Annotated in this window: 21 protein-coding genes; 10 read left to right on the top strand and 11 right to left on the bottom strand. The window is 71.7% G+C overall.

Translation table 11 applies throughout. The features are described 5' to 3' along the window. The first annotated feature begins 93 nt into the window (after positions 1 to 93). On the top strand, positions 94 to 1,872 hold the full coding sequence (locus tag GAS53_RS26975) for a hypothetical protein (protein WP_225859101.1): 1,779 nt from the start codon (positions 94 to 96) through the stop codon (positions 1,870 to 1,872). 80 nt (positions 1,873 to 1,952) lie between these two features. Here GAS53_RS26975 and GAS53_RS26980 read toward each other — a convergent pair whose 3' ends face one another. Continuing rightward, positions 1,953 to 2,411, bottom strand: a complete 459-nt coding sequence (locus GAS53_RS26980; protein ID WP_151480306.1) for a DUF6299 family protein — start codon at positions 2,409 to 2,411, stop codon at positions 1,953 to 1,955. A 236-nt stretch (positions 2,412 to 2,647) separates the two neighbouring features. On the opposite strand from GAS53_RS26980, the gene GAS53_RS26985 reads away from it, so the two are divergent. Then, positions 2,648 to 2,860, top strand: coding sequence for a DUF5999 family protein (locus tag GAS53_RS26985; protein WP_151480307.1), 213 nt, complete (start codon positions 2,648 to 2,650; stop codon positions 2,858 to 2,860). Positions 2,861 to 2,870: 10 nt separating this feature from the next. On the opposite strand, the gene GAS53_RS26990 is transcribed toward GAS53_RS26985, so the two are convergent. Both GAS53_RS26990 and GAS53_RS26995 read right to left on the bottom strand, forming a co-directional pair. Next, positions 2,871 to 3,269, bottom strand: coding sequence for a RidA family protein (locus GAS53_RS26990; protein ID WP_151480308.1), 399 nt, complete (start codon positions 3,267 to 3,269; stop codon positions 2,871 to 2,873). Then, complete coding sequence (locus GAS53_RS26995; protein WP_151480309.1) at positions 3,266 to 4,399, bottom strand: acyl-CoA dehydrogenase family protein; 1,134 nt, start codon at positions 4,397 to 4,399, stop codon at positions 3,266 to 3,268. The genes GAS53_RS26990 and GAS53_RS26995 overlap by 4 nt, the downstream gene beginning before the upstream one ends. Before the next feature lie 153 nt (positions 4,400 to 4,552). Between GAS53_RS26995 and GAS53_RS27000 the strand changes: the two genes are divergently transcribed. The 6 genes from GAS53_RS27000 to cysC all read left to right on the top strand — a co-directional run bounded on the left by GAS53_RS27000 (position 4,553) and on the right by cysC (position 10,416). Then, on the top strand, positions 4,553 to 6,313 hold the full coding sequence (locus GAS53_RS27000) for an AMP-binding protein (protein ID WP_404829296.1): 1,761 nt from the start codon (positions 4,553 to 4,555) through the stop codon (positions 6,311 to 6,313). Positions 6,314 to 6,328: 15 nt separating this feature from the next. Next, positions 6,329 to 7,171 (top strand): PaaX family transcriptional regulator, encoded by an 843-nt coding sequence (locus tag GAS53_RS27005; protein WP_151480311.1) that lies wholly within the window; start codon positions 6,329 to 6,331, stop codon positions 7,169 to 7,171. Between the two features lie 83 nt (positions 7,172 to 7,254). Further along, positions 7,255 to 8,148: a sulfotransferase family protein gene (locus GAS53_RS27010; RefSeq protein ID WP_151480312.1), complete on the top strand. Its 894-nt coding sequence runs from the start codon at positions 7,255 to 7,257 to the stop codon at positions 8,146 to 8,148. After that, on the top strand, positions 8,145 to 8,558 hold the full coding sequence (locus GAS53_RS27015; protein WP_151480313.1) for a hypothetical protein: 414 nt from the start codon (positions 8,145 to 8,147) through the stop codon (positions 8,556 to 8,558). Before GAS53_RS27010 ends, GAS53_RS27015 begins: the two co-directional genes overlap by 4 nt. Further along, positions 8,555 to 9,847 carry a glycosyltransferase family 4 protein gene (locus GAS53_RS27020; protein ID WP_192583299.1) on the top strand — a complete coding sequence of 431 codons (1,293 nt, stop codon included), beginning with the start codon at positions 8,555 to 8,557 and terminating at the stop codon, positions 9,845 to 9,847. The genes GAS53_RS27015 and GAS53_RS27020 overlap by 4 nt, the downstream gene beginning before the upstream one ends. Further along, positions 9,844 to 10,416: an adenylyl-sulfate kinase gene (gene cysC / locus GAS53_RS27025; protein ID WP_151480314.1), complete on the top strand. Its 573-nt coding sequence runs from the start codon at positions 9,844 to 9,846 to the stop codon at positions 10,414 to 10,416. The genes GAS53_RS27020 and cysC overlap by 4 nt, the downstream gene beginning before the upstream one ends. A 24-nt stretch (positions 10,417 to 10,440) precedes the next feature. Here the strand turns inward: cysC and GAS53_RS27030 are convergent, their stop codons facing one another. Beyond that, positions 10,441 to 12,804, bottom strand: coding sequence for a bifunctional salicylyl-CoA 5-hydroxylase/oxidoreductase (locus tag GAS53_RS27030; protein WP_151480315.1), 2,364 nt, complete (start codon positions 12,802 to 12,804; stop codon positions 10,441 to 10,443). Beyond that, positions 12,789 to 13,616 (bottom strand): enoyl-CoA hydratase family protein, encoded by an 828-nt coding sequence (locus GAS53_RS27035; protein WP_151480316.1) that lies wholly within the window; start codon positions 13,614 to 13,616, stop codon positions 12,789 to 12,791. The genes GAS53_RS27030 and GAS53_RS27035 overlap by 16 nt, the downstream gene beginning before the upstream one ends. A 312-nt stretch (positions 13,617 to 13,928) precedes the next feature. Between GAS53_RS27035 and GAS53_RS27040 the strand changes: the two genes are divergently transcribed. Continuing rightward, positions 13,929 to 14,381 carry an ATP-binding protein gene (locus GAS53_RS27040; RefSeq protein WP_151480317.1) on the top strand — a complete coding sequence of 151 codons (453 nt, stop codon included), beginning with the start codon at positions 13,929 to 13,931 and terminating at the stop codon, positions 14,379 to 14,381. A gap of 130 nt (positions 14,382 to 14,511) precedes the next feature. On the opposite strand, the gene argF is transcribed toward GAS53_RS27040, so the two are convergent. The 6 genes from argF to GAS53_RS27070 all read right to left on the bottom strand — a co-directional run bounded on the left by argF (position 14,512) and on the right by GAS53_RS27070 (position 21,440). Continuing rightward, complete coding sequence (gene argF, locus GAS53_RS27045) at positions 14,512 to 15,519, bottom strand: ornithine carbamoyltransferase (RefSeq protein WP_151480318.1); 1,008 nt, start codon at positions 15,517 to 15,519, stop codon at positions 14,512 to 14,514. Positions 15,520 to 15,644: 125 nt separating this feature from the next. After that, positions 15,645 to 16,871: an arginine deiminase gene (locus tag GAS53_RS27050; protein ID WP_151480319.1), complete on the bottom strand. Its 1,227-nt coding sequence runs from the start codon at positions 16,869 to 16,871 to the stop codon at positions 15,645 to 15,647. A gap of 88 nt (positions 16,872 to 16,959) precedes the next feature. Further along, positions 16,960 to 18,732 (bottom strand): HEXXH motif domain-containing protein, encoded by a 1,773-nt coding sequence (locus tag GAS53_RS27055; protein WP_151480320.1) that lies wholly within the window; start codon positions 18,730 to 18,732, stop codon positions 16,960 to 16,962. 67 nt (positions 18,733 to 18,799) lie between these two features. Next, positions 18,800 to 19,024, bottom strand: coding sequence for a hypothetical protein (locus GAS53_RS27060; RefSeq protein WP_151480321.1), 225 nt, complete (start codon positions 19,022 to 19,024; stop codon positions 18,800 to 18,802). Positions 19,025 to 19,125: 101 nt separating this feature from the next. Then, entirely contained in the window at positions 19,126 to 20,259 is a 1,134-nt protein-coding gene (locus GAS53_RS27065) for an effector-associated domain 2-containing protein (RefSeq protein ID WP_225859102.1), read from the bottom strand. Continuing rightward, a complete protein-coding gene (locus GAS53_RS27070) occupies positions 20,256 to 21,440 on the bottom strand; it encodes a hypothetical protein (protein WP_151480322.1) in 1,185 nt (394 codons plus the stop codon). The genes GAS53_RS27065 and GAS53_RS27070 overlap by 4 nt, the downstream gene beginning before the upstream one ends. Before the next feature lie 163 nt (positions 21,441 to 21,603). Here GAS53_RS27070 and GAS53_RS27075 point away from each other — a divergent pair, with 163 nt between their 5' ends. Further along, entirely contained in the window at positions 21,604 to 22,932 is a 1,329-nt protein-coding gene (locus tag GAS53_RS27075; protein ID WP_151480323.1) for a cation:proton antiporter, read from the top strand. Positions 22,933 to 22,964 lie beyond the last annotated feature (32 nt).

The following is a 22,964-nucleotide window of genomic DNA, read 5'->3' on the forward strand; positions in this document are numbered from 1 at the left end:
TCGTTGGACCGGGCACTGGACCGGGCGGGCGGTTTCCGCAACAGCCCATTCCGCCCCTTCCACCTGCCCTGCCCTGCCCCAGGAACCGCCTCCATGCCCGCACAGCCGTTCTCCGCGCTCGCCCCGGCCCCGCCCGGACCGGACTGCCTCCCCGAGGTCCCGCGGAAGCCCGCATACGGCCCGCTTCGGGCGCGGACGTGCCGCGTCCCGGTGCTCGCGGTCCTCGCCGTCCTCCCGCTGTACGGGGTGTGGGCCGTGTTTCTCGCGACGGGTGGCGGCGATCTCGCGGCGCAGTACGCCTGGGCGGGATTCGCCGCACGGAACCCGGACGCGGCGTACGGGCTGTTCTGGTACGGCGGCACGCACACCGCCAACTACAGCGTGCTGTCACCCCCGTTGATGGCGGTGCTGGGGGTACGCACGGTGTCCGTGCTGGCCGGAGTGGCCGGCACCTGGCTGCTGGGCTCGCTGCTGGAGCGGACCGTCACCAGGGCGCCGCTGTGGCCCGCGCTGCTCGGGGCGTTCGGGCTGTGGGCCAACCTCGCCTCGGGGCGGACCACGTTCGCCCTCGGGCTGGCCCTCGGACTCGCGGGCCTCCTCGCCGTGGCCGGGCGTCCGGAGCGACCGGACCGGATCACCACGGGCACGCCCACCAAAGGCACGCTCACCACCGGCGCGCTCACCGCGGGCGCGCTCACCACCGGCGCGCTCGGCGCACTGTTCGCCACCCTGGCCAGCCCGGTGGCCGGGCTGTTCCTGCTGGTGGCCGGTGCCGGATATCTGCTCGACCGGAGGTACGCCAAGTGCCTCGCCCTCTCCGTGCCGCCCGTCGCCGTCGGCGCCCTGACGGTGTTTCTGTTCCCCTTCCAGGGCGAGCAGCCCATGGCCGCGGGCCGCACGCTGCTGCCCCTGCTCCTGTCCGCCGCCGTGCTGTGGGCGGCTCCCCGCGAGTGGCGGGTGGTACGGGCCGGAGCGGCCGTGTACGCCGTCGGGGTGGTGCTGACCTGTCTCGTTCCCTCGCCGATCGGCACCAACGTGGAACGGCTCGCGGCGCTCTTCGCTCCCGCGGTGCTGCTCGCGTGCCTGCGGGATACCGGGTCCGCCGCCGCCCGCATCACCCGGGCCATCGTGGGCCGGGCCCTCCCGCCGGCTCTCGCGCTCGCCGCGGCGGTCGCGTGGACCGGCACGATGACGGTCAACGACCTGCGGGTCACCACGGCCGTACCGGCCTGGGCCACGCACACCGAGGGGGTGCTCGCGGAGCTCGACCGGCTCGACGCGGACCGCGACCGGGTCGAGGTGGTGCCCGCCCGCAACCACCGTGAAGCCGCGCTCTTCGCCCCGCACGCGCAGCTGATGCGGGGCTGGAACCGGCAGTTGGACGTCGAGCGAGGGCGGCTGTTCTACGAGGGCGCGCTCGACGCTCCGCGCTATCACGCCTGGCTGCGCCACTGGGCCGTGGCGTACGTCGTCGTGCCTGACGCCAAGCCCGACGGGCCCGCCGAACACGAGGCCGCCCTGGTCACCTCCGGGCAGGACTGGCTCGAGCCCGTGTGGCACGACGCGCACTGGAGGATCTACCGCGTCAGGGACGCGCAGCCGCTCGCCTCGGCGCCGGCACGGGTGGTGCGGGCGGGCGAGGCCGACGTGGTGCTGCGCGTGCCGCACGCCGGGACGGTGACCGTACGGGTCCGGTACTCGCCGTGGCTGCGGGCCGACGGGGCCTGCGTACGGCCGGACGGACCCTGGACCCGGCTGACCGTGCGGCGGGCGGGTGTGTATCGGCTGGATTCGAGCTATGTGGGCGGGCCCTCGGCGGAGGACGGTTGCCGGCCCTCTTCGGCGGAGGGTGCGGGGCGGCGGGACGGCTGAGGTTTCTGGCGAGACGGGCCCGCCCGCCGGGTCTCCTGGGGCTCGGCGGGCGGGCCGTCCGTGGGCGTGCTCGCCGAAGGTCAGCCGACGAGCGTGACGTTCCGCTTCTGGGCCACGTGGAAGTACGGCAGCGGAAGGCCGCTGTCGGAGCGCAGCTCCATCAGCGTGGCCTCGACGCGAGCCGTACCGGGCTTGAACCGGCCCGGCTCCGAGTGGTCGGCGTTCGTCCAGCGGTGCTCGGCACCGTCGCAGACCGCGAGGGTGCCACCGACGCCCTTCCGTACGAGGCCGACGCTCTTGCCCTGGCCCAGGGAGGAACTCACGAAGACCGGGCCGGTGGCGCCCGTGCAGCGGTAGGTGCCGGAGAGGGTGACGGTGCCGTCCGCGTCGACGTGACCCGTCGAGTCGACGGTCACCGTCCCGAACGGATCGGCCTTCTCCGGCACTTCATGTGAATCGGAGACCGCGTGTGCGGACGAAGCGGTGAGCAGCAGCAGAGCGGCACCGGCGGCTGTGCCCATGACCTGGCGCAATGGCATCGGAGTACCTCCTGGGAGTGGGGACTTCCACAGGTACCGGCCCGGTGCGCTCGCGGGCGTCATCGTCACCCCTTTGGTGGCGAGTCCGCACCGTCCGTCTTCGGCACGTCCGAGTGTTGTCCGCGTGTTGTCACGCTTCCCTTCCGGCTGTTCCGATGAGTTCTCGACGGGCGCATGGTCTATCTATGCGAGGCGACGACAACGCCGCCCGAACCCATCGCACGTGGAGGTACGCCATGTGTTCCCACCAGCCTTCGTGCCCGTCCGCCGACCGTTCCGAGCGCGTCCACCACGACGACGCGCACATCGTCGCCTCGCACCCCGAGCAGGGCTGGTACCTGCTGTGCGACGGCGTGATCGTCTTCGACGACACCGGCGCGCTGCTGCCCGACGGCCGTGTCGTCGCCCCGCACCGGGTGCCGGCCGAGCAGCTGGCCATCGCGGCCTGACATCCATCGCTCAGGCCGGTACGGCGACTCCGTCGAGTTCCACCATCGCCTGGGTGTCCCAGAGCCGGACCACCCCGATCACCGCCATCGCGGGGTACTCGCGTCCGGCCAACCGCCGCCAGATACGCCCGAGTTCGGGAGCGTGGGCGCGATAGCCGTCGACATCCGTCGTGTAGACGGTGACGCGGACGAGATCGGCGGGCTCACCGCCCGCCGCGCGCAGGGCGGTGAGGAGATTGGCCAGGGCACGCTCGAACTGCAGGGGGAGCGTGGCACCGACGATCTTTCCGTCGGTGTCGAGTGCGGTCTGGCCCGCGAGGAAGACGAGGCGGGAGCCGGTGGCCGTGACGGCATGCGAGAAGCCGGTGGGCGGGGACAGCTCGGGCGGGTTGACGCGCTCGGTGGTCATCGCGGCTCCTCGGTCGTCGTGGCGTACAACTCCTTGGCGATGACGGCCCGTTGGACCTCGCTGGCGCCCTCGTAGATCCGTGGGGCGCGCACCTCTCGGTAGAGGTGCTCGAGTAGGTGACCGCGACGCAGGGCCCGGGCACCGTGCAACTGCACCGCCGCGTCGACGACGTACTGGGCCGTCTCGGTCGCGAGCAGCTTCGCCATCGCCGCCCGTTTGGGCACATCCGGTTCACCCGCGTCGTACGCCGCCGCTGCCGCGTACACCATGAGGCGTGCCGCCTCCGTGCGCAGGGCCATCTCGGCGACCTGGTGGGCCACGATCTGAAGGTCCTTCAACTTGCCGCCGAACGCGTCCCGTTGGGCCGTGTGCCCGAGAGTCGCGTCCAGCGCGGCCTGCGCCATGCCGACCGCGAACGCTCCGACGCTGGGCCGGAAGAGGTTCAGCGTGCTCATCGCCACGCGGAAGCCGCGCCCCGGTTCACCGAGCACGTCGTCCGCCGTCACCGGAACGCCGTCGAAGGCGAGGGTGCCGATGGGGTGCGGGGAGAGCATGTCGAGGGGTGCGCCGGTGAGGCCGGGCCGGTCGGCAGGGACGAGGAAGGCGGTGACCCCGCGCGAACCGGCGTCGGGGCCGGTACGCGCGAAGACGGTGTAGAAGTCGGCTTCGGGGGCGTTGGAGATCCAGCACTTCTCACCGGTGAGGCGCCATCGGCTGGGGCCGTCGGGCTCGGCGCGCAAGGCCAGCGCCGCCGCGTCCGAGCCCGCGCCCGGCTCGCTCAGCGCGAAGGCCGCCACCGTGGTGCCCTCGCTCACCCCGGGCAGCCAGCGCTCGCGCTGGGCCGCGGTTCCGTACACGTGGACGGGATGCGCGCCGAGCCCCTGGAGGGCCAGGGCCGTCTCCGCCTCCGTGCAGGCGTACGCGAGGGACTCCCGCATCAGGCAGAGGTCGAGCGCGCCGGAGGTGAACAGGCGGTCAAGGAGCCCGAGCCGGCCGAGCTCGGCGACGAGCGGGCGGTTGACGTGGCCCGGCTCGCCCTTCTCGGCCACCGGGCTCAACCGGTCCGCGGCGAGCGCGCGCAGCTCCGCGCACCAGGCGGTTTGTGCCGGATCGAGCGAGAATGCGGACATGGCCGGTCCCCTCTCCCGTGTCGGGCTGCACTGCGAGGCTATCGCGGACCGTTGACTGTCGTCACCAACACGATACGCTCCTGGTGCGAGCCCACCACGACGAGGGGGCGAACCGCCATGGACCCCATGGACCCAAAAGACCCCAGGGATACCGTGCGGCCGACGACCTCGGCCCACGTAAACGCTTACGCAAACGATTACGCCCAGGCCCGCGCAGCCGCCGACGCGGCCGCCGATTCGGCCACCGGCACGGCCGGCGCCGGTGCCACCGCGCACGTCGACACCTTCGCCCGCGACCACCTCCCACCCCCCGACCAGTGGCCCGAGCTCCGCTTCGACCTCCCCGAGCTGCGCTACCCCGGGCATCTGAACTGCGCCGCCGAGCTCCTCGACCACGCCGACCCCGAGCGCCCGGTCTTCCGCACCGCCTCCGGTGACGTGTGGACGTACGGCGAACTCCGCACCCGCGTCGACCGCATCGCCCACGTCCTGACGTCCGATCTCGGTGTGGTCCCCGGCAACCGGGTCCTCCTCCGCGGCCCCACCACCCCGTGGCTGGCCGCGTGCTGGCTGGCCGTGCTGAAGGCGGGTGCGGTCGTCGTCACGGCCCTTGCCCAGCAGCGGCCCCACGAGCTGGCCACGATGTGCGAGATCGCCCGGGTGGAGTACGCGCTCTGCGACATCCGGTCGGTGGACGACCTGGCGAAGGCGGAGATCCCCGGGCTGCGGATCACGACGTACGGTGGGGACGCTCCCGACGACCTCCTGAACCGCGAGGCCTCTGACGAGCCGTTCACCGCCGTGGACACCGCGGCCGACGACGTGGCGCTGATCGCGTTCACATCCGGCACGACCGGCCGCCCCAAGGGCTGTATGCACTTCCACCGTGATGTGTTGGCGATAGCGGACACTTTCTCGAATCATGTCTTGCGACCACACCCCGACGATGTCTTCGCGGGCAGTCCCCCGCTGGGTTTCACCTTCGGGCTCGGCGGCCTGGTGATCTTCCCGATGCGTGTCGGCGCCAGTGCGCTGCTGCTCGAACAGGCGGGTCCCAAGCAGCTGTTGCCCGCGATCGCCGAGCACCGCGTGTCGGTCCTGTTCACCGCGCCGACCGCGTACCGCGCGATGCTGGACGAGCTGGCCGCGTACGACATCACGTCCCTGCGGCGCTGTGTCTCGGCGGGCGAGAACCTCCCCGCCGCCACCTGGCAGGCCTGGCACGACCGCACCGGTCTGCGCGTCATCAACGGCATAGGCGCCACCGAACTGCTGCACATCTTCATCTCCGCGGCCGACGAGCAGATCCGTCCCGGCACGACCGGTGTCCCCGTACCGGGCTGGCACGCGCGCGTGGTCGACGATTCGGGTGAGCCCGTGCCCGACGGCGAGCCCGGACTGCTCGCCGTGCGCGGCCCGGTCGGCTGCCGCTACCTGGGCGACCAACGGCAGCGGGAGTACGTACGCGACGGCTGGAACATCACCGGAGACACCTACGTCCGCGAGCCCGACGGCTACTTCCGGTATGTGGCCCGCGCGGACGACATGATCATTTCCGCCGGATACAACATCGCGGGCCCGGAGGTCGAGGACGCGCTGCTGCGTCACCCGGACGTGGTCGAGACCGCTGTCGTGGGACACCCCGACGAGTCGCGCGGCCAGGTCGTGGTGGCGTACGCGGTACTGCGGCCCGGCGCCCGGCAGGACGCCGAGGCGCTGCGCGCGTTCGTCAAGTCCGAGCTGGCGCCGTACAAGTGCCCGCGCGAGATCGTCTTCCTGGACGCGCTGCCGCGGACGGCGACCGGGAAGCTCCAGCGGTTCCGGCTGCGTACGGACGTCAACCCGGTACGTGCGGAGGGCGGTTCCATGCGGACGGAAAGTGATCACCTGCCCGCGGAAGGCGATCCCGCGTGACGCCGACGATCTAGAGTGATCAACGTGTCCGAGCAGCACGCACCCCGGTCCCTCATCGTCACCTTCTACGGCGCGTACGGCCGCTTCGTCCCCGGTCCCGTACCCGTGGCCGAACTGATCCGGCTCCTCGCCGCGGTCGGTGTTGACGCGCCCTCCGTGCGCTCGTCGGTGTCCCGGCTCAAACGCCGCGGGCTGCTCGTGCCGGCGCGCACGGCGACGGGTGCGGCCGGGTATGTGCTGTCGCCGGAGGCGCGGCAGCTCCTGGACGACGGCGACCGCAGGGTCTACGCGGTCTCGCCCCCCGAGGACGACTCCTGGGTGCTGGCCGTGTTCTCCGTGCCGGAGTCCGAGCGGCAGAAACGTCACGTGCTGCGCTCCCGGCTGGCCGGCCTCGGCTTCGGGACGGCCGCGCCCGGAGTGTGGCTCGCACCGGCGCGCCTCTACGAAGAGACCCGCCATACGCTGGAACGGCTGCGTCTCGACGCGTACGTGGAGCTGTTCCGCGGTGAGCACCTGGGCTTCACGGCGACGGCCGAGGCGGTCGCCCGCTGGTGGGACCTGGCCGCGATCGCCAAGCAGCACGAAGCGTTTCTCGACCGCCACGCGCGCGTGCTGCACGACTGGGAGGCGCGGACGGACACCCCTCTGGAGGAGGCGTACCGCGACTATCTGCTCGCCCTGGACTCCTGGCGCCATCTTCCGTACGCCGATCCCGGGCTGCCCCCCGCACTGCTCCCCCAGGACTGGCCGGGAGCCCGCTCGGCGGCGGTCTTCCGGGCGCTGCACGAGCGGCTGCGGGACGCGGGGGCGGCCTTCGCGGGCGTACCGAAGAGTGGCCCGCATCCCGAATCCATGTGACGTCAGTCACAATTCAGGTCGCTAAGGGAACGCTCAGGTTACTCCGGCCCTCTTCTCATATTCCTTACCTAGCGTCGTGACGCATGAGTCTGATGCGCAGTCTGAACCGGGCGCTCTCCGCCACCACGGGCCTCCAGGTGCGTAGGGCCGCTCCCGTCGCACCGCCGCAGCCGAAGAAGACCGCGGCGAAACCGGGGAAGCGGCCCACGCCGGTGTACCGATGTCCTGCCCCCGAGGACCTCGCGACGGACCGGCTGCTGCGGGAGCCGGTCTTCATCATGTCGCCTGTGCGCTCCGGCTCGACCCTGCTGCGGATGCTCCTGAACGCGCACTCGCGGCTGCACTCCCCGCACGAGCTGCACATCCGCCGCCTGGAAGTCGGCTTCGGCAGCAAGCTGTCGCAGCGCGCCATGAGCGCCCTCGACCTGGAGCGCGGCGACCTGGAGCATCTGCTCTGGGACCGGGTCATGCACCGGGAGCTGGTGAAGTCGGGCAAGGACTTCGTCGTCGAGAAGACCCCCAGCAACGCGTTCGTACACCGGCGCATCAGGGACTGCTGGCCCGACGCCCGCTTCGTCTTCCTGCTCCGCCACCCGGCGTCCATCGCCCGGTCCTGGCACGAGGGCGACCCCGACAAGCGGACCTACGACGAGGCCGCGGCCGACGCGCTGCGCTACATGAAGGCCGTCGACAACGCCCGCAAGGGGATCACCGGCGGCCACACCGTGCGCTACGAGGACATCACCGCCGACCCCGAGAAGGAGATGCGCCGCCTCTGCGCCTTCCTCGACGTGGACTTCGAGCCGTCGATGCTCGAGTACGGCAGGAAGGACGACACCCAGGTCGTGAAGGGCCTCGGCGACTGGCGGGACAAGATCCGCAGCGGCCAGGTGCAGAGCGGGCGCGCGCTGCCCGCCGAGGACGAGATCCCGGAGATCCTGCGGCCGATGTGCAGGGCCTGGGGTTACAGCTCGTGAAGCCGCATGCCGAGATAACGGAGGTCTGGCCGCGTGACGGGCGCGTCCGGCTCGTCGGGCGCATCCACGGGCGGCCCGCCGACGGCTACTGGCGGCTGCTGCTCACCCGCCGCGGCCGCGCCGGCCACCGGCTGGACTACCCGGCCCAGGTGAAGGGCGACCGCTTCGAGAGCGAACTGCTCATCGCCGACCTTGCGGCGGCCGCCGACACGGCGGAGGTCGAGGAGTGGGACATCCATCTCACCGACGGCGAGGCGGAGTTGCGGGCCGGGCGCCGGCTCGACGACGTCCACGGCAAGAAGAAGATCATGGTCTTTCCCGAGCAGCGGATACACGGCCTCAGCGTGCGTCCGTACTACACGGTGAAGGACAACCTTTCGCTGAAGTGCCGTACGGGAGCAGCAACATGACAGTTCATCAGATCCGACAGGTTCGGCAGATCCGGACGCGGCCGAAGGTCCGCTATCTGCTCCTGCACGCGTACGGCCGCGGCGGGACCATCCGCACGGTGATGAACCAGGCCAACTCCCTTGTGCAGGCGGGCTGGGAGGTCGAGCTGGTGAGCGCGCTGCGCCGCCGGGACGACATCCAGTTCCCGCTCGACCCGCGCGTCACGGTCACCACGGTCGTCGACGAGCGCGAGGAGGCGTACACCCCGCCGTCGGGCGTGGCCGGACGCTGGCTGGGCTGGCGCCGCGGACGGCTGACTGAGCAGCCCGCACGGCATGTCCCGGCGGGCGAGTTCGGCCACCGCTACTTCAACCGGTACGTCGAGCAGCGGCTGATCGCGTACCTGTCCTCGCTGCGCGACGGGATCCTGGTGACCACGCGGCCCGCGCTCAACTTCCTTGCGGCGGAGCATGCGACGGGCGGCGTGGTGCGGGTCGCGCAGGAGCACATGAACCACGGCACGCACAAGCACGATGTGCAGAAGCGCATCCGGGAGACCTACCCGCGCTTCGACGCCGTCGCCGTCCTGACGGACCGGGACCGGGAGGAGTACGAGCGACTGCTGCCCGGCACCCGCGTCGTCCGCATCCCGAACGCCGTGCACTCCCTCGACCAGGTCCCCTCCGACCACCGCTCGAAGATCGCGGTGGCGGCCGGGCGGCTCTTCCCGCAGAAGGGCTTCGACCTGCTGATCCCGGCGTGGGCGAAGCTCGTCGAGACGTACCCCGACTGGCAGCTGAGGATCTATGGCAGCGGTGAGAAGAAGGCCGAGCTGCGGGCGCTCATCGAGGAGCACCACCTCTACAACCACGTGTTCCTGATGGGCCACACGGACCGGCTCGACGACGAACTCGCCAAGGCCTCCTTCTACGTGCTCAGTTCGCGCTTCGAGGGACTGCCGATGGTGATGATCGAGGCGATGAGCCACTCGCTGCCCGTGGTGGGCTTCGACTGCCCCACCGGCCCATCGGACGTGCTCACGCACGGAGTTGACGGGTTGCTGGTTCCCCCGGAGGACCCCGACGCGCTCGCCGACGCCATGGCCAAGCTGATGGGCGACCAGGCACTGCGCGCGGACATGGGCGTCGCGGCCGTGCTGACAGCGGCCTCGTACGGACCGGACGCCGTGCACCCGCGCTGGGAGGCCCTCTTCGGCGAACTCCACGAGCTCCACGAACATCACGAACGTCACGGACTTGCCGAGCAAGGGCACCGCGCCGCGGGTGCCGCGAAGGGACAGCGCGCATGACCACCACGGCAAGGGGCCATCACAAGCCTCCCAGGGCTCCGGGAGCCACGATCTGGCTCACCGGCCTGCCGAGCGCGGGCAAGACGACGATCGCCCGCACCCTCGCCGGCCGGCTGCGCTCCGAAGGGCATCGTGTGGAGGTCCTCGACGGCGACGAGGTCCGCCGCTTCCTCTCCGCCGGCCTCGGCTTCTCCCGCGAGGACCGCTACACCAACGTGCAGCGCATCGGCCTGGTCGCCGAAGTACTCGCGCGCAACGGGGTGTTGACCGTGGTGCCGGTCATCGCGCCGTACGCCGACAGCCGCGAGGCGGTGCGCAAACGACACGAGGCGAGCGGCACGCCGTACATCGAGGTGCATGTCGCGACGCCGGTCGAGGTGTGCAGCGAGCGCGACGTGAAGGGCCTGTACGCGCGGCAGGCGGCGGGCCGGCTGACCGGGCTCACGGGGGTCGACGACCCGTACGAGCCGCCGCCGGACCCCGCCCTCACGCTGGAGACGCAGTCGCAGACGCCCGAGGAGTCGGCGGGCTCGGTGCATGCGGTGCTGGCGGCCAGGGGGCTCGCGTGAGAGGCGTCTCAGTGAGGCGTGAGGTCAACTCCCCAGCCTGAGACGGGGTTTGGGGGCGTCCGTACGGCCGGTCTGCGGACGCCTGCTGCCCGCCCGGTACGGCATGGGCCACTCGACGCCCGGTCCCGTGTAGCCCTGCTCGGCCGCCGCGTGCAGCGTCCAGTGCGGGTCGTACAGATGCGGCCGGGCGAGGGCGCACAGGTCCGTACGCCCCGCCAGGATCAGGGAGTTGACGTCGTCCCAGGAGGAGATCGCGCCCACGGCGATCACCGGGATACCGGTCTCGTTGCGGATCCGGTCGGCGTACGGCGTCTGGTACGACCGCCCGTACTCCGGCCGTTCGTCCGCCACCACCTGTCCCGTCGAGACGTCGATCGCGTCGGCGCCGTGCGCGGCGAAGGCACGGGCGATCGCGACGGCGTCGTCGCCGGTGGTGCCGCCGCCGGCCCAGTCGGTGGCGGAGATGCGTACGGTCATCGGCCGGTCCTCGGGCCACACGGACCGTACCGAGTCGAAGACTTCGAGCGGGAAGCGCAGCCTGTTCTCCAGCGAGCCCCCGTACTCGTCCGTCCGGCGGTTGGTCAGCGGCGACAGGAAGCCGGACAGCAAGTAGCCGTGCGCACAGTGCAGTTTGAGCAGATCGAAGCCGCAGCGGGCCGCGCGCCAGGCGGCGGCGGTGAACTGCTCGCGGATGGCAGTGAGTTGATCCTGCGTCAGTTCTTCTGGGATCTGACTGTCGGGCCCGTACGGGATCGGGGACGCGGCCACGAGCGGCCAGTTGCCCTCCTCCAGCGGCTCGTCGATGCCCTCCCACATCAGCTTCGTCGAGCCCTTGCGCCCGGAGTGACCGAGCTGCACACCGATGGCCGCACCCGGCGCCTGCGCGTGCACGAAGTCGGCGATCCGCCGCCAGGACTCGGCCTGCCGGCCGGTGTAGAGCCCGGCACAGCCCGGTGTGATCCGCCCCTCCGGGCTCACGCACACCATCTCGGTCATCACCAGACCGGCGCCGCCCAGCGCCCGTGCGCCGAGGTGGACGAGGTGGAAGTCGCCGGGGACGCCGTCCTCGGCCGAGTACATGTCCATCGGCGAGACCACGACCCGGTTGCGCAGGGTCAGTCCGCGCAGCCGGAACGGCGTGAACATCGGCGGCGTACCGGGCGGGCAGCCGAACTCCCGCTCCACGGACTCCGTGAAGTGCGCGTCGCGCAGCCGGAGGTTGTCGTGCGTGACCCGGCGGCTGCGGGTGAGCAGGTTGAAGGCGAACTGACGGGCGGGCTGGTCGAGATAGAGCCCCAGGTTCTCGAACCACTCCAGGCTCGCGCGCGCGGCCCGCTGGGTGGAGGCGACGACGGGGCGCCGCTCCTCCTCGTACGCGGCCAGGGCCTCGGGCAGTTCGGCGTGCTCCTCCAGACAGGCGGCCAGCGCCAGGGCGTCCTCCACCGCCAGCTTCGTACCGGAGCCGATGGAGAAGTGCGCGGTGTGCGCGGCGTCCCCGAGCAGCACCGTGTTCCCGTGCGACCAGCGCTCGTTGACGACGGTCCGGAAGTTGATCCAGGCGGACTTGTTGGACCTGAGCGGCCGTCCGCCGAGCGCGTCCGCGAAGATCTTGGCGCACCGCTCGACGGACGCCTGCTCGTCGAGCTCCGCGAACCCGGCCGCCTCCCACACCTCCTCGCGCATCTCGACGATGACGGTGGAGGCGTCGGCCGCATAGGGATAGCCGTGGAGCTGCATCACCCCGTGCTCGGTCTCCGCGATCTCGAAACGGAACGCGTCGAAGGCGAAGTCGGCGGCGAGCCAGATATAGCGGCACTGGTGCGTGACCACATGTGGCCCGAACACATCGCTGTATGCCTCGCGGGTGGTGCTGTTCACACCGTCCGCCGCGATGACAAGGTCGTACGTCTCCGAGAGCCACTCCGGGTGCGGCGCCTCCGTACGGAAGCGCAGCTCGACCCCGAGAGAGCGGCAGCGCTCGTGCAGGATCTCCAGGAGTCTGCGCCGGCCGAGGGCGGCGAAGCCGTGTCCTCCGGAGGTTTGGCGTGTGCCTCGGTGCACGATGTCGATGTCGTCCCAGCGGATGAAGTCCTGTTGGAGGGCGGCGTACACGACCGGGTCGGCGTGTTCGATGCCGCCGAGTGTTTCGTCGGAGAGGACTACGCCGAAGCCGAAGGTGTCGTCGGGGGCGTTGCGTTCCCAGACGGTTATGTCGCGGGCGGGGTCGAGGCGTTTCAGTAGGGCTGCGGCGTAGAGGCCGCCGGGGCCGCCGCCGATGATCGCCACTCGTAGGGGGTGGCTGGTCGTCTGGGGCGGCTGCGGGTCGGTGGGGGCTGGTCGCGCAGTTCCCCGCGCCCCTTGGGTTGGCATGCTTACCGTCCCCTCCATTTGGGAGGGCGCTTTTCTGTGAAGGCCGCGTGGAACTCTGCGTAGTCCTCCCCGGTCATCAGCAGCGCCTGGGTCGAGGCGTCGAGTTCGACGGAGGCGGCGAGCGGCATGTCCAGTTCGGCGGTGAGCAGGGCCTTCGTCTGGGCGTACGCGAGGGCCGGGCCCTCGGCGAGACGACGGGCCAGCGTCTGGGCGGCCTCGTCGGCGCGGCCATCCTCGGTGAGTTCGCTGATCAGGCCGATCCGCTCGGCCTCGGGCGCCCGTACCGGCTCGCCCAGCATGAGGAGCCGGGTCGCGTGGCCGAGTCCGACGACCCGGGGCAGCAGATAGGCCGCCCCCATGTCGCCGCCGGACAGGCCGACGCGGGTGAAGAGGAAGGCGAAGCGGGCGGTGGGGTCGGCGACCCGGAAGTCCGCCGCGAGCGCCAGCACGGCTCCCGCGCCCGCCGCGACCCCGTGCACCGCCGCGATCACCGGGAACGGGCACTCGCGTACGGCCCGGACGACCTGCCCGGTCATCCGGTTGAAGTCGAGCAGCTGGGCCGTGTCCATGGACAGGGTCGCGCCGATGATCTCGTCGACGTCGCCGCCGGAGCAGAACCCGCGTCCCTCGCCGGCGAGCACCAGGGCGCGTACAGCCCGCTCCCGGGACAGCTCGGCGAGCAGGTCGCGCAGGTCGGCGTACGCGCCGAAGGTGAGCGCGTTCAGCTTCTCGGGGCGGGCCAGGGTGACCGTCGCCACCCCGTCGGCTAGCTCACAGCGCAGGTGCTGCCAGTCGGGCGTGCGGGTCGCGGAGCCGGTGAAGGGACTCATGACGTGCGGCCTCCTCGGGCGGGGGCGGCGGTCGCGGCGGGGGTGCTACACCTCGAAGCTATCACCCATCCGTGACTGTCGTCACGAGTGCGCGATAAGCCAGTCATCCGGTTACGGAGCCGGTCACCGAGTCACGACTCGGCGATAGCCCCGTAACGACGGGCACGGAGCACGGGAGCCGGACCGTTCAGCTGGGTACGGAGCCCGGTATCAGCCCGATACCGGGCCGAACGTCCCGAAAAGAGCCCACCGAGCGACCCTGTCCGGTTGCGTCGTACCATTCCTAAAGTTGAAAGCAGGACATCCTGCTCCATGAACGGACCCGCCTTGCACGAGCCCTCCGCCCCAGCCTCCTGGCGCATCGCCCTGCCGCACACCGCCGCGGCCGTGCCCGTCGCCCGCGCCCTGGTCCGTACCGCACTCGCCGAGCTGGAGCACGCGGCCGACAGCGACACCGCGGAGCTGCTCACCGCCGAGCTGGTGGCGAACGCCGTGGAGCACACCAGGGGCAGCGCGCCCATAGAGCTGGTCGTGGAGCTGCTGCCCACCGGCTGCCAGGTCGAGGTGCACGACCCCGACCCGGCCCCGCCGGGCGACCTCACGGTCCCCGCCCCGTCGGGCGACCCCGACCCCTGGCAGGAGCACGGCCGCGGGCTGCTGCTCATCCGCACGCTCAGCTCGTCATGCGGGCACCGCCCCACGGAGTCGGGCAAGGCGGTCTGGTTCAGGCTGCCGATGGTGCCGCACCAGCGAAGGCCGTCGTAACAAGTCGCAAGAGGTCACAACAGCTCGTAACAGAAGGCCGTCGTGACAGCGACACCACCGCGCATCACTACAGCCGCATCACCGCAGCCGCACCACCGCGCATCACCACAGCGGCATCACCGCGCATCGCTCAGGCGAGCGTCGCCACCAGCACCGCCTTGATCGTGTGCAGCCGGTTCTCCGCCTCGTCGAAGACGACCGAGTGGGCCGACTCGAAGACCTCGTCGGTGACCTCGAGGGAGTCGAGGCCGTGCCGCTCGTGGATCTCGCGGCCGACCTTGGTGCCCAGGTCGTGGAAGGCCGGCAGGCAGTGCAGGAACTTGACGTCCGCGTTGCCGGTGGCGCGCAGGACGTCCATCGTCACCGCGTACGGGCCCAGGGCGACGATGCGCTCGTCCCAGACCTCCTTGGGCTCGCCCATGGAGACCCACACGTCGGTGGCGACGAAGTCGGCGCCCGCGACCCCCTCGGCGACGTCCTCGGTGAGCGTGACCCGCGCCCCGCTGCGCACCGCGAGCTCGCGCGCCCGCTCGACGATCTCCTCGGCGGGCCAGTAGGCCTTGGGCGCGACGATCCGTACGTCCATGCCGAGCAGCGCGCCGGTGACCAGGTAGGAGTTGCCCATGTTCAGGCGCGCGTCGCCGAGATAGGCGAAGACGATCTCGTTCAGCGGCTTGCTCGTGTGCTCGGTCATCGTGAGGACGTCGGCGAGCATCTGGGTCGGGTGCCAGTCGTCGGTCAGGCCGTTGTAGACGGGCACGCCCGCGTGGGCGGCCAGCTCCTCGACGCCCTCCTGGCTGTCCCCGCGGTACTGGATCGCGTGGAACATCCGGCCGAGCACCCGCGCGGTGTCCTTCACGGACTCCTTGTGCCCTATCTGCGAGCCGTTCGGATCGAGATACGTGGTCGACGCGCCCTGGTCGGCGGCCGCGACCTCGAACGCGCAGCGCGTGCGCGTCGAGGTCTTCTCGAAGATCAGCGCGATGTTCCGGCCCCGCAGATACTGGGTCTCCGTCCCGGCCTTCTTCGCCGCCTTCAGCTCGGCGGCGAGCTCGATCAGACCGCGGAACTCCTCTTCCGTGAAGTCCAGCTCCTTCAGGAAGTGGCGGCCGGCGAGGGCGTACGGGACTGTCGCCATGAGGGCGCTCCAGGGTTACGTAAACAGGGACTCTTGGAATTCTATACGATGACCCACATTTCTATACGGCCCCATTTTCGAGACATCGGCCTCACTGACAGTCCCGCGCCCCTGAAGGGGCGCGCTCAACCGACGGAATCCCTCTCCACCGGACAGCTCATACAACGCGGTCCGCCGCGTCCTCGCCCCAACTCACTGCCCGGGATCTCGATCACCTCGATGCCCTGCTTGCGCAGATGCGTGTTCGTGGTCTGGTTCCGCTCGTACGCGACGACGACGCCCGGCTCGACCGCGAGGACGTTGCAGCCGTCGTCCCACTGCTCGCGCTCGGCGGCGTGCACGTCCTGCGTGGCGGTCAGGACGCGGATCTCGCTCAGTCCGAGCGCCGCGGCGATCGCGCGGTGCATGTGCTCCGGCGGATGGTCGGTGACCTTCAGCTCCTTGTCGCCCACGCCCGGTTCGATGGTGTACGAGCGGAGCATGCCGAGCCCCGCGTACTGCGTGAAGATGTCGCCGTCGACCATCGTCATCACCGTGTCGAGGTGCATGAGGGCCCGTCTCTTGGGCATGTCGAGCGCCACGATCGTCTCCGCCGATCCGGCGGCGAACAGTTTGTGCGCGAGCATCTCCACGGCCTGGGGCGTCGTCCGCTCGCTCATGCCGATGAGCACGGCGCCGTTGCCGATCACCAGCACGTCGCCGCCCTCGATGGTGGACGGGTAGTCGGCCTGCCCCTCGGACCACACGTGGAAGCCCTCGTCCCGGAACAGCGGATGGTGCCGGTAGATCGCCTCGAAGTGCACGGTCTCGCGCTGGCGTGCCGGCCAGCGCATGGCGTTGATGGAGACACCGTCGTAGATCCAGGCGGAGGTGTCCCTGGTGAAGAGGTGGTTGGGCAGCGGCCTGAGCAGGAAGTCGTCGAGCTCCATGACATGGAAGCGCACCGACGTCGGCTCCGGGTGCGCCTCGAGGAACTCCCGTTTGGTCATCCCGCCGACCAGCGCCTCGGCCAGCTCGCCCGACGGCAGCAACTCGAAGACGGCCCGCAGATGATCGGTGGCCAGCGGCCCGTACTCCTTCTCGTCGAAGACCCTGTCCAGTACGAGCGACCTGGCCGCCGGGATCGCCAGCGCCTCGGTCAGCAGGTCACCGAAGAGGTGAACGGTGACCCCGCGGTCGCGCAGCACGTCCGCGAACCCGTCGTGCTCGGCGCGCGCCCTGCGCACCCACAGCACGTCGTCGAAGAGCAGGGCGTCCTTGTTGCTGGGGGTGAGCCTTTTGAGCTCGAGATCAGGCCGGTGCAGGATGACGCGGCGCAGCCGCCCGGCCTCGGAGTCGACGTGGAATCCCATGACTCCATCCTGACCACCCGGGGGCTTTTTCACCCCTGAACGGGTCAACGTCCGGCGGGGCCGCCGCCGGCGTCGGCAGCCGGGCGGTTCAGCCGCTGGGCAGTAGTTGCAGCAGTTCCGGGCGGGCGAGCATGCGGCGGGTGGCGCGGCCCGGATCGAGGGCGGCACGGGCGACGATCCACCCGGCGAGGGTGTGCGGGTCGCCCGGATCGCGGGCCAGGGCGTCGGCGTAGCGGGCGAGCGCCGCGGCCGGGTCCCCGGCGGCGAGGTGTTCGTCGGCGGTGCGGGGAACGCGGGGGCGGGTGGCGAAAGCGTGGGTGCGGAGGTCGGGCCAGGTGGTCCGGTCACCACGCAAGAGGTCCGCGGTCCGCCCGGTGCGGGACGGGGACGGCGGTGCGACGTTGCGCAGCCGCCACTCCGTGCGGTGCAGCGCGGCGGCCGTACGGGCCCGGGCGTGGGCGACCGGGTCGACGGGCTCGCGCAGCCAGCCGTCCAGAACCCGGGCGAGCCCCGCCACGATCCTGCGGCCCGGAGCGGTGAGGCGGCCGCTCGTCTGCAGGGTGCGGACTACGAGACGCGTCTGCGTGCGGCGCAGCGCGAAGTGGTAGGCGGCGGCCTCGGTGTGTTCCGCTTCCGTCAGGCGGTCCCGCCAGAATCCGGCGACGCCGGTGAACGCGTACACGCCGTGCAGCAGGCCGGTGAGGTGGCGGGGGTCGGGGCGCCACGGGGCGTAGTAGCGCTCTTCGCGGTCGTCCTCCACGAGGGGGAAGAGATGGAGCAGCGCGGCGAGTTTGCTGTGCTGGAACTCGTGGACGAGGATCTCCGCGAGCGTCAGTCCGGTGTCGGGGCGGGAGATGTTCATCGCGCCGAAGGCGTCGCCGGTGGACGCCGAGCCCCGCACACCCGGCTGGACCGGAGGCGTGGTGCTGGTGCGGCCCCACGGTACGACGGCGCGGATCACGGCGGGGTCGAGCCGTCCGGGGGCGGGGCCGCCGTCCGACCTCGCCAGGATGTCGGCGGCCTCGTCGAACAGCTCCTGCCACACGGAGGCCTCGTCGGCGTCGAGGCGGGCCGGCGGGACGGGTTCGTCGAGGTCGCGGTAGGGGTCCAGGTCGTCGAGGGGGATGGCGACGGCACCCGAGGAGGTGACGCGGGTGAGGGTGCGCAGGGGGATCCAGTGGGGATCGGCCGCGACGGGTTCGAGGACCTCGCGGGCGGCGGGCCCGGGCGCCGCGCCGTTCGCGAACGCGGCAGCGGCGGAGGGCACTCCCACAACGCGTACGGGAACGGTGGCCGGCCGGCAGTCGAGGGAGGTGATCCCGCCGTCGGTTTCCCGCGAGGTGAGCGTCAGTTCGCCGGCTCGCGTACCGGCCCGGCCGGCCGTGAAGCCCCGCCGTGCGGCGGGCAGGCGGGCCAGGCCCAGGCCGGGCAGATTCAGAGCGCCGTCGGTGAGGGGGACGAGGAGCTCCGTCTCCGTGCCGGCGCGCAGCGCCGCCGCGACGGCCAGGGAGCACAGGTGCCCGGTCTCCACCCACAGGGGCGGCCCCGTCGCGGTGCCGTGCAGCCGGCGCAGCATATGGGCCAGCCAGCCGCCGGTCGCCGGGGCGAGCAGCAGCCGCTCGACCGGCTCGGGGGCCCGGGTGGCGGCCGTCTTCAGGGTGTGCCAGGCGTCGGAGGGCGGGCTGAGCGGAGTGGGCAGCCCGTCGATGCGGTCGAGGACCGTGCGCAGGAGCAACAGCCGACGGGCCCTTTCGCCCCGTTCGAGAAAGGCGAGCGCTTCGGCCGAGCCCCCGCCGGCGGCGAACTCCGAGAAGAGGCGGTCGGGCATCCGGAGCGGCCGCCTGCGCTGCTGGCTCGTCATTCCCGGTGACCTCCGGTGGTGGGTGCGGACGTCCGGTGAACTCGGCACAGGCGCGGCTGCGGCTCCGCTACTCCGCCCTGGCCGGTTCTCCGTCACCCCATATGCGTTCGCGGGAGCGCAGTACCTCTTCGAGGACGCGGGTGGTGGGGCGGAGCGGGGTGAGGCTCTCCACGGCGACGAACGGCACTGTCCCAAGGTCCGCCAGATCCGACTCCCAGACGAGGGCGCCTGCAACGGGGATCGCCCCAGGGGCTGCGGCTTCGGCGTCGTGCGGAGCGAGCGGCTGGTCCAAGATGCGTCCCCCTTCTCGCACGGTGGCACGCGATGCCCCGTGTCCTGTCCATCATGGCGAACCCTGCCGGTATCGGAAACCCGTACGATCACGCCAGTCGATCAAGGACGGCCGCGTCCGTGTTCGCCGGCTCCGCCCAACTCCCGCAGGGCCTCGGCCAGTTCGTTCCGCAGTTTGGGATCGTCGTCCACGGCCACGACCGCGTCGAACAGCTCCCACAGCGCCCCGGGGTGACGGCGGGCGAGCCCGCTGAGGATGAGGGTGGCGTCCGTGCGGGCTTTGGGATGACGGGCGAGTGTCCCCGTGACCTGGGGGCTCAGTGCGGCGACCACTGCCTGCCGCTCGGCCGGATCGGACATCAGCGGATAGGCGAACAGCGCGTCCACCGCGCGTACGAGTGGAGAGACCGGACGCTCCGTCGATGCCGACGGCGGGAGGATCTCGGTCCGCCCGGGGCTCTGCAGCCGGATCTCGGGATGCTGCGTCGTACGGCCCGCCTTCCTGAGGGCCGCGATCCGGTCCTGTACGGCCGGAAACAGCTCTTCCGGGTCGGGTGGCACGGGCAGCGTGTCCGAGCGCTCCGTCAGCAGGTCGAGCAGAACCTCCGAGAAGAGTCCCGTGGCGCGCACCGGATCGTTGGCCGCCGCCCGGCCGCGGCCCGCCGCGCGCAGCAGCGTCTGCCGGTGTGCGAGGGTGCGGTGGCCCGCGGGCAGCGCGTCGGGCGGCAGCGGGTCACGGAAGGCGAGGTCCTCCTCGAAGGTCTCGCAGGCGTCCACGATCCACAGTTGCTCGGTGAAGGCGGGCACCGCGTCGCTGGCGTAGCGGGCCAGCGCGGACTCCAGGTCCACGGCCACCTTGTCGGCGGTGGTGGCGTCCGCGCAGAACAGCCTGGTGTGACCGGCGCGGTCGAGTACCCCGTGCCCGCCCCACCACACCCACAGCACGTCGCCCTGGTGCGGGGGCAGTTCGCGTACGAGAGTGCGGCGCAGCGTGGCGTGGTCGGCGGGCTCGTGCTCGGTGTCGGGCACGAACGGCGGCAACGGGGCCAGATGGAGCCGCAGTTGGGCCGCGGGCACGCCGACGGCACGCAGCAGCCGGTGGAACGCGAGGGCGTCCCGGGCCGGACCCGGCAGGTCCCAGGCGGGGCCGGCGTCGTACTTCTCGATGCCCACGATCAGAGCGTGCACCCTGGCCGGATCCACGCGCCGCGCCGTCTGCCGCTCGGCCGCGGTCACGGCAGGCGCTCCACGATGTGCCGGTACACGACGGGGTTGGTCCAGTACGCGCTGTGGGCGGCCGGGAACGGCTGGCGGCTGTCGACACGTACGTCGGTGACGCGGCCCGGGAAGAGGCCGGCGCCGAGGTAGCCGAGCAGGTCGTGCGGGTCGTACAGGTTCAGCCAGTCCGGCATGTGCGGCGGCAGCGGCTCGGGATGTTCGAGGGAGGGCAGGGACCCCGACTCGTACAGGAAAGGTCCTTGCGAGCCCGCCGTCACCAGGAGGCGGACCTGTGGAAGGGGGGTGCTGATCAGCGTGTCCAGGGCGATGATGCCGCCGAGGCTGTGGCAGACGAGCGTGACGGGCGGGGCGAGGCCCGAGAGGAGTGCGCGCAGGTCGGCGCGGACCGCCTCACCGCGGCTGAGATAGCGCAGTACGTCCCCGGCGGCGGGGTGGGCGGCCTCGGTCAGGGCGCGTCGGCGGCGCACGACGGCACGTGAGGCGGCGGAAGTACCCACGCGCAACAGCCGGGAGCGCAGGCCGCGTTCCGTACCTCTTGGTGGTGCGCCGAGCGCCTGGGCGAGACGGTCGACGACGATGTCGCGTGTGTCGCCGGCCGGGACGAGCGGGCTGTCGGTGTCGAGCACCTCGGCGATGAGCCGGGCGGCCAGCCACCGGGCGGCGACGACCGCGAGGTCGTCCGGCGCGAGGGCGGCGGCGGCCGGACCGAGGAGCCGATGGGCGGCCAGCTCCGTGGCGGCCCGCCCGAGGCCGGGGCCCAACTCCGCTGCGGGCGCGTCCCCCTGGGCAGCCAGGCCGAGCAGAAGCGACTGGATCTTCCGCTCCGGCAGCGCGGAGCCGGGCGGTCGCTCGGCGGCGGGTTCCGCCCCTGCCGCGGCGAGCGCGAGTTCGGCGTCGGGATCGGCGTAGAGCACGGCCCAGGCCGCCGCGTCGTCCGTGTCATCCGTGGCGGGGCGAGGCCCGGCCGAGGGTTCCATGAGCCCTCGGGAGGTACCTCCTTCGGGTGGCAGGCTCACTCCGCCCGCGGCGAGCGTGGCGCCGTGCGTGTCCCCCCAGTAGTACGGCACGACGCGCAGTCCGTCGCGCAGGGCGGTCAGTCCGGCGGCCACCCGTCCCGTCAGCGCCGAGAAGTGCGGTTCGCGTACACCTGTCCCATGGATGAAGACGACCGTCGACATGCGCCCCCCGTGACACGGGGCCGAGTCCCCGTACGACTGCCGTTACGACTGCCGGTGCAACGTCAAATCAACAATATTGCAAGGGAGTTGGGTCCGCGCGAAACATGCGCACCGTATTTCGGGCCGAATCAGCGGTCCGTCAGCCTGGCAACCGGGGGACGCCATGAGCCCTGACACGACGGTCATGCATTTCGTGGGGGCCTCGGCCCTGATCCTGGTGGCCGCGCACGCCGCGGGCTGGGTGGCGCGCAGGCTGAAGCAGCCGTACATCGTCGGTCAGTTGACCGCCGGAATCGCGCTCGGTCCCTCCCTGCTCGGCGCGGTGGCGCCGGGCGCGTACGAGGCCCTGTTCCCCCCGGGCATCAGCCCGGCGCTGACCGGTGTCGCGCAGTTCGCTCTCGTGGTGTTCCTGTTCGCCGTCGGCTACGAACTGGATCTGGGCATCCTGGGCGCCCGGGCGCGCACCTCGGTGACCGTGGCGCTCACCGCGTTCGTGGTGCCGATGGCCGTGGGCAGCGGCTGCGCCCTGCTGTTCCGCGAGCAGTTGCGGGACCTGGGGATGCCGGCACGTCTCTCCCCCGCCATGGTGGTGTTCGCCGGCGTCGCCCTGTCGATAACGGCGGTCCCGGTGCTGACGGCGATCGTGCGGGAGAACGGTCTGGCCCGCACGGTGCCCGGGGTGGTGGCCGTCTCCGCCGCCGGGCTGCTCGACGTGATCGGCTGGACGGTCCTCGCCGGGGCGCTGCTGAAGAGCGGGGACGATCAGTGGCTCGGCTGGCCGGTACGGCTCACGGTCGCCGTCGTCTTCATCGCCGCAATGCTCGTCGTGGCCCGGCCCGCGCTGCGCCGCCTGCTGTGGCGCACCCGCATGGAGCCCTCGCTGCGCATGGCGCTGCTCATCGGTTTCGCCCTCGGGTCGGCCTGGGTGACCCATGCCATCGGTCTGCACGTGATCTTCGGTGCGTTGCTCGCGGGTGTCGTCGTCCCGCGCGAGGAGGGCGGCACGCTGGACCCGGATCTGCTGCGGCCCCTGCATGACGTCAGCTCGCTGCTGCTGCCGTTCTTCTTCGTGGTGTCGGGCCAGTCCGTGGCTCTGGACAGCATGAACTCGACGGGCTGGCTGGCGCTGCTGGTGGTGACCGCGCTGGCCGTCGTCACGAAGACCGGCAGCGGTACGCTCGCGGCCCGGTTCGGCGGTCTGGAGCGGCATGACGCGCGCACGGTCGGCGTGCTGCTGAGCGCCCGCGGCCTGACCGAGTTGATCGCCCTCAACGCGGGCCTCCAGGCCGGGCTGCTCAGCGCCCCGCTCTACACGGTCCTGGTGTTCATGGCGCTGGCCACCACCCTGCTCACCCAGCCGCTGCTGTTCCTGGCCCGGCGGGAGCGGCACCCGGCACCTGTCGCGGACGCCGCAGCGCCGCCTCCGGCGGAGGAGATCAGTCTGCGGCAGCCGCCGGGCGACAGTCCCAGGCCCGTCCCGGAGGCGGGCTGACCCGGCGTGGGGCGGCACTCGGTGCCGCCCCA

This window comes from Streptomyces albicerus (assembly GCF_008905045.1).
In the GTDB taxonomy this organism is placed as follows: domain Bacteria; phylum Actinomycetota; class Actinomycetes; order Streptomycetales; family Streptomycetaceae; genus Streptomyces; species Streptomyces albicerus.

What these genes read in the sequence shown, in the direction of transcription:
- GAS53_RS27035 (WP_151480316.1), bottom strand. Translation starts at nt 13,616, where the DNA reads ATGAGTCCCTTCACCGGCTCCGCGACCCGCACGCCCGACTGGCAGCAC.
- GAS53_RS27030 (WP_151480315.1), bottom strand. Translation starts at nt 12,804, where the DNA reads ATGGAGGGGACGGTAAGCATGCCAACCCAAGGGGCGCGGGGAACTGCG.
- GAS53_RS26975 (WP_225859101.1), top strand. Translation starts at nt 94, where the DNA reads ATGCCCGCACAGCCGTTCTCCGCGCTCGCCCCGGCCCCGCCCGGACCG.
- GAS53_RS27075 (WP_151480323.1), top strand. Translation starts at nt 21,604, where the DNA reads ATGAGCCCTGACACGACGGTCATGCATTTCGTGGGGGCCTCGGCCCTG.
- argF (WP_151480318.1), bottom strand. Translation starts at nt 15,519, where the DNA reads ATGGCGACAGTCCCGTACGCCCTCGCCGGCCGCCACTTCCTGAAGGAG.
- cysC (WP_151480314.1), top strand. Translation starts at nt 9,844, where the DNA reads ATGACCACCACGGCAAGGGGCCATCACAAGCCTCCCAGGGCTCCGGGA.
- GAS53_RS27055 (WP_151480320.1), bottom strand. Translation starts at nt 18,732, where the DNA reads ATGACGAGCCAGCAGCGCAGGCGGCCGCTCCGGATGCCCGACCGCCTC.
- GAS53_RS26990 (WP_151480308.1), bottom strand. Translation starts at nt 3,269, where the DNA reads ATGACCACCGAGCGCGTCAACCCGCCCGAGCTGTCCCCGCCCACCGGC.
- GAS53_RS26980 (WP_151480306.1), bottom strand. Translation starts at nt 2,411, where the DNA reads ATGCCATTGCGCCAGGTCATGGGCACAGCCGCCGGTGCCGCTCTGCTG.
- GAS53_RS27010 (WP_151480312.1), top strand. Translation starts at nt 7,255, where the DNA reads ATGAGTCTGATGCGCAGTCTGAACCGGGCGCTCTCCGCCACCACGGGC.
- GAS53_RS26995 (WP_151480309.1), bottom strand. Translation starts at nt 4,399, where the DNA reads ATGTCCGCATTCTCGCTCGATCCGGCACAAACCGCCTGGTGCGCGGAG.
- GAS53_RS27020 (WP_192583299.1), top strand. Translation starts at nt 8,555, where the DNA reads ATGACAGTTCATCAGATCCGACAGGTTCGGCAGATCCGGACGCGGCCG.
- GAS53_RS27040 (WP_151480317.1), top strand. Translation starts at nt 13,929, where the DNA reads ATGAACGGACCCGCCTTGCACGAGCCCTCCGCCCCAGCCTCCTGGCGC.
- GAS53_RS26985 (WP_151480307.1), top strand. Translation starts at nt 2,648, where the DNA reads ATGTGTTCCCACCAGCCTTCGTGCCCGTCCGCCGACCGTTCCGAGCGC.
- GAS53_RS27070 (WP_151480322.1), bottom strand. Translation starts at nt 21,440, where the DNA reads ATGTCGACGGTCGTCTTCATCCATGGGACAGGTGTACGCGAACCGCAC.
- GAS53_RS27050 (WP_151480319.1), bottom strand. Translation starts at nt 16,871, where the DNA reads ATGGGATTCCACGTCGACTCCGAGGCCGGGCGGCTGCGCCGCGTCATC.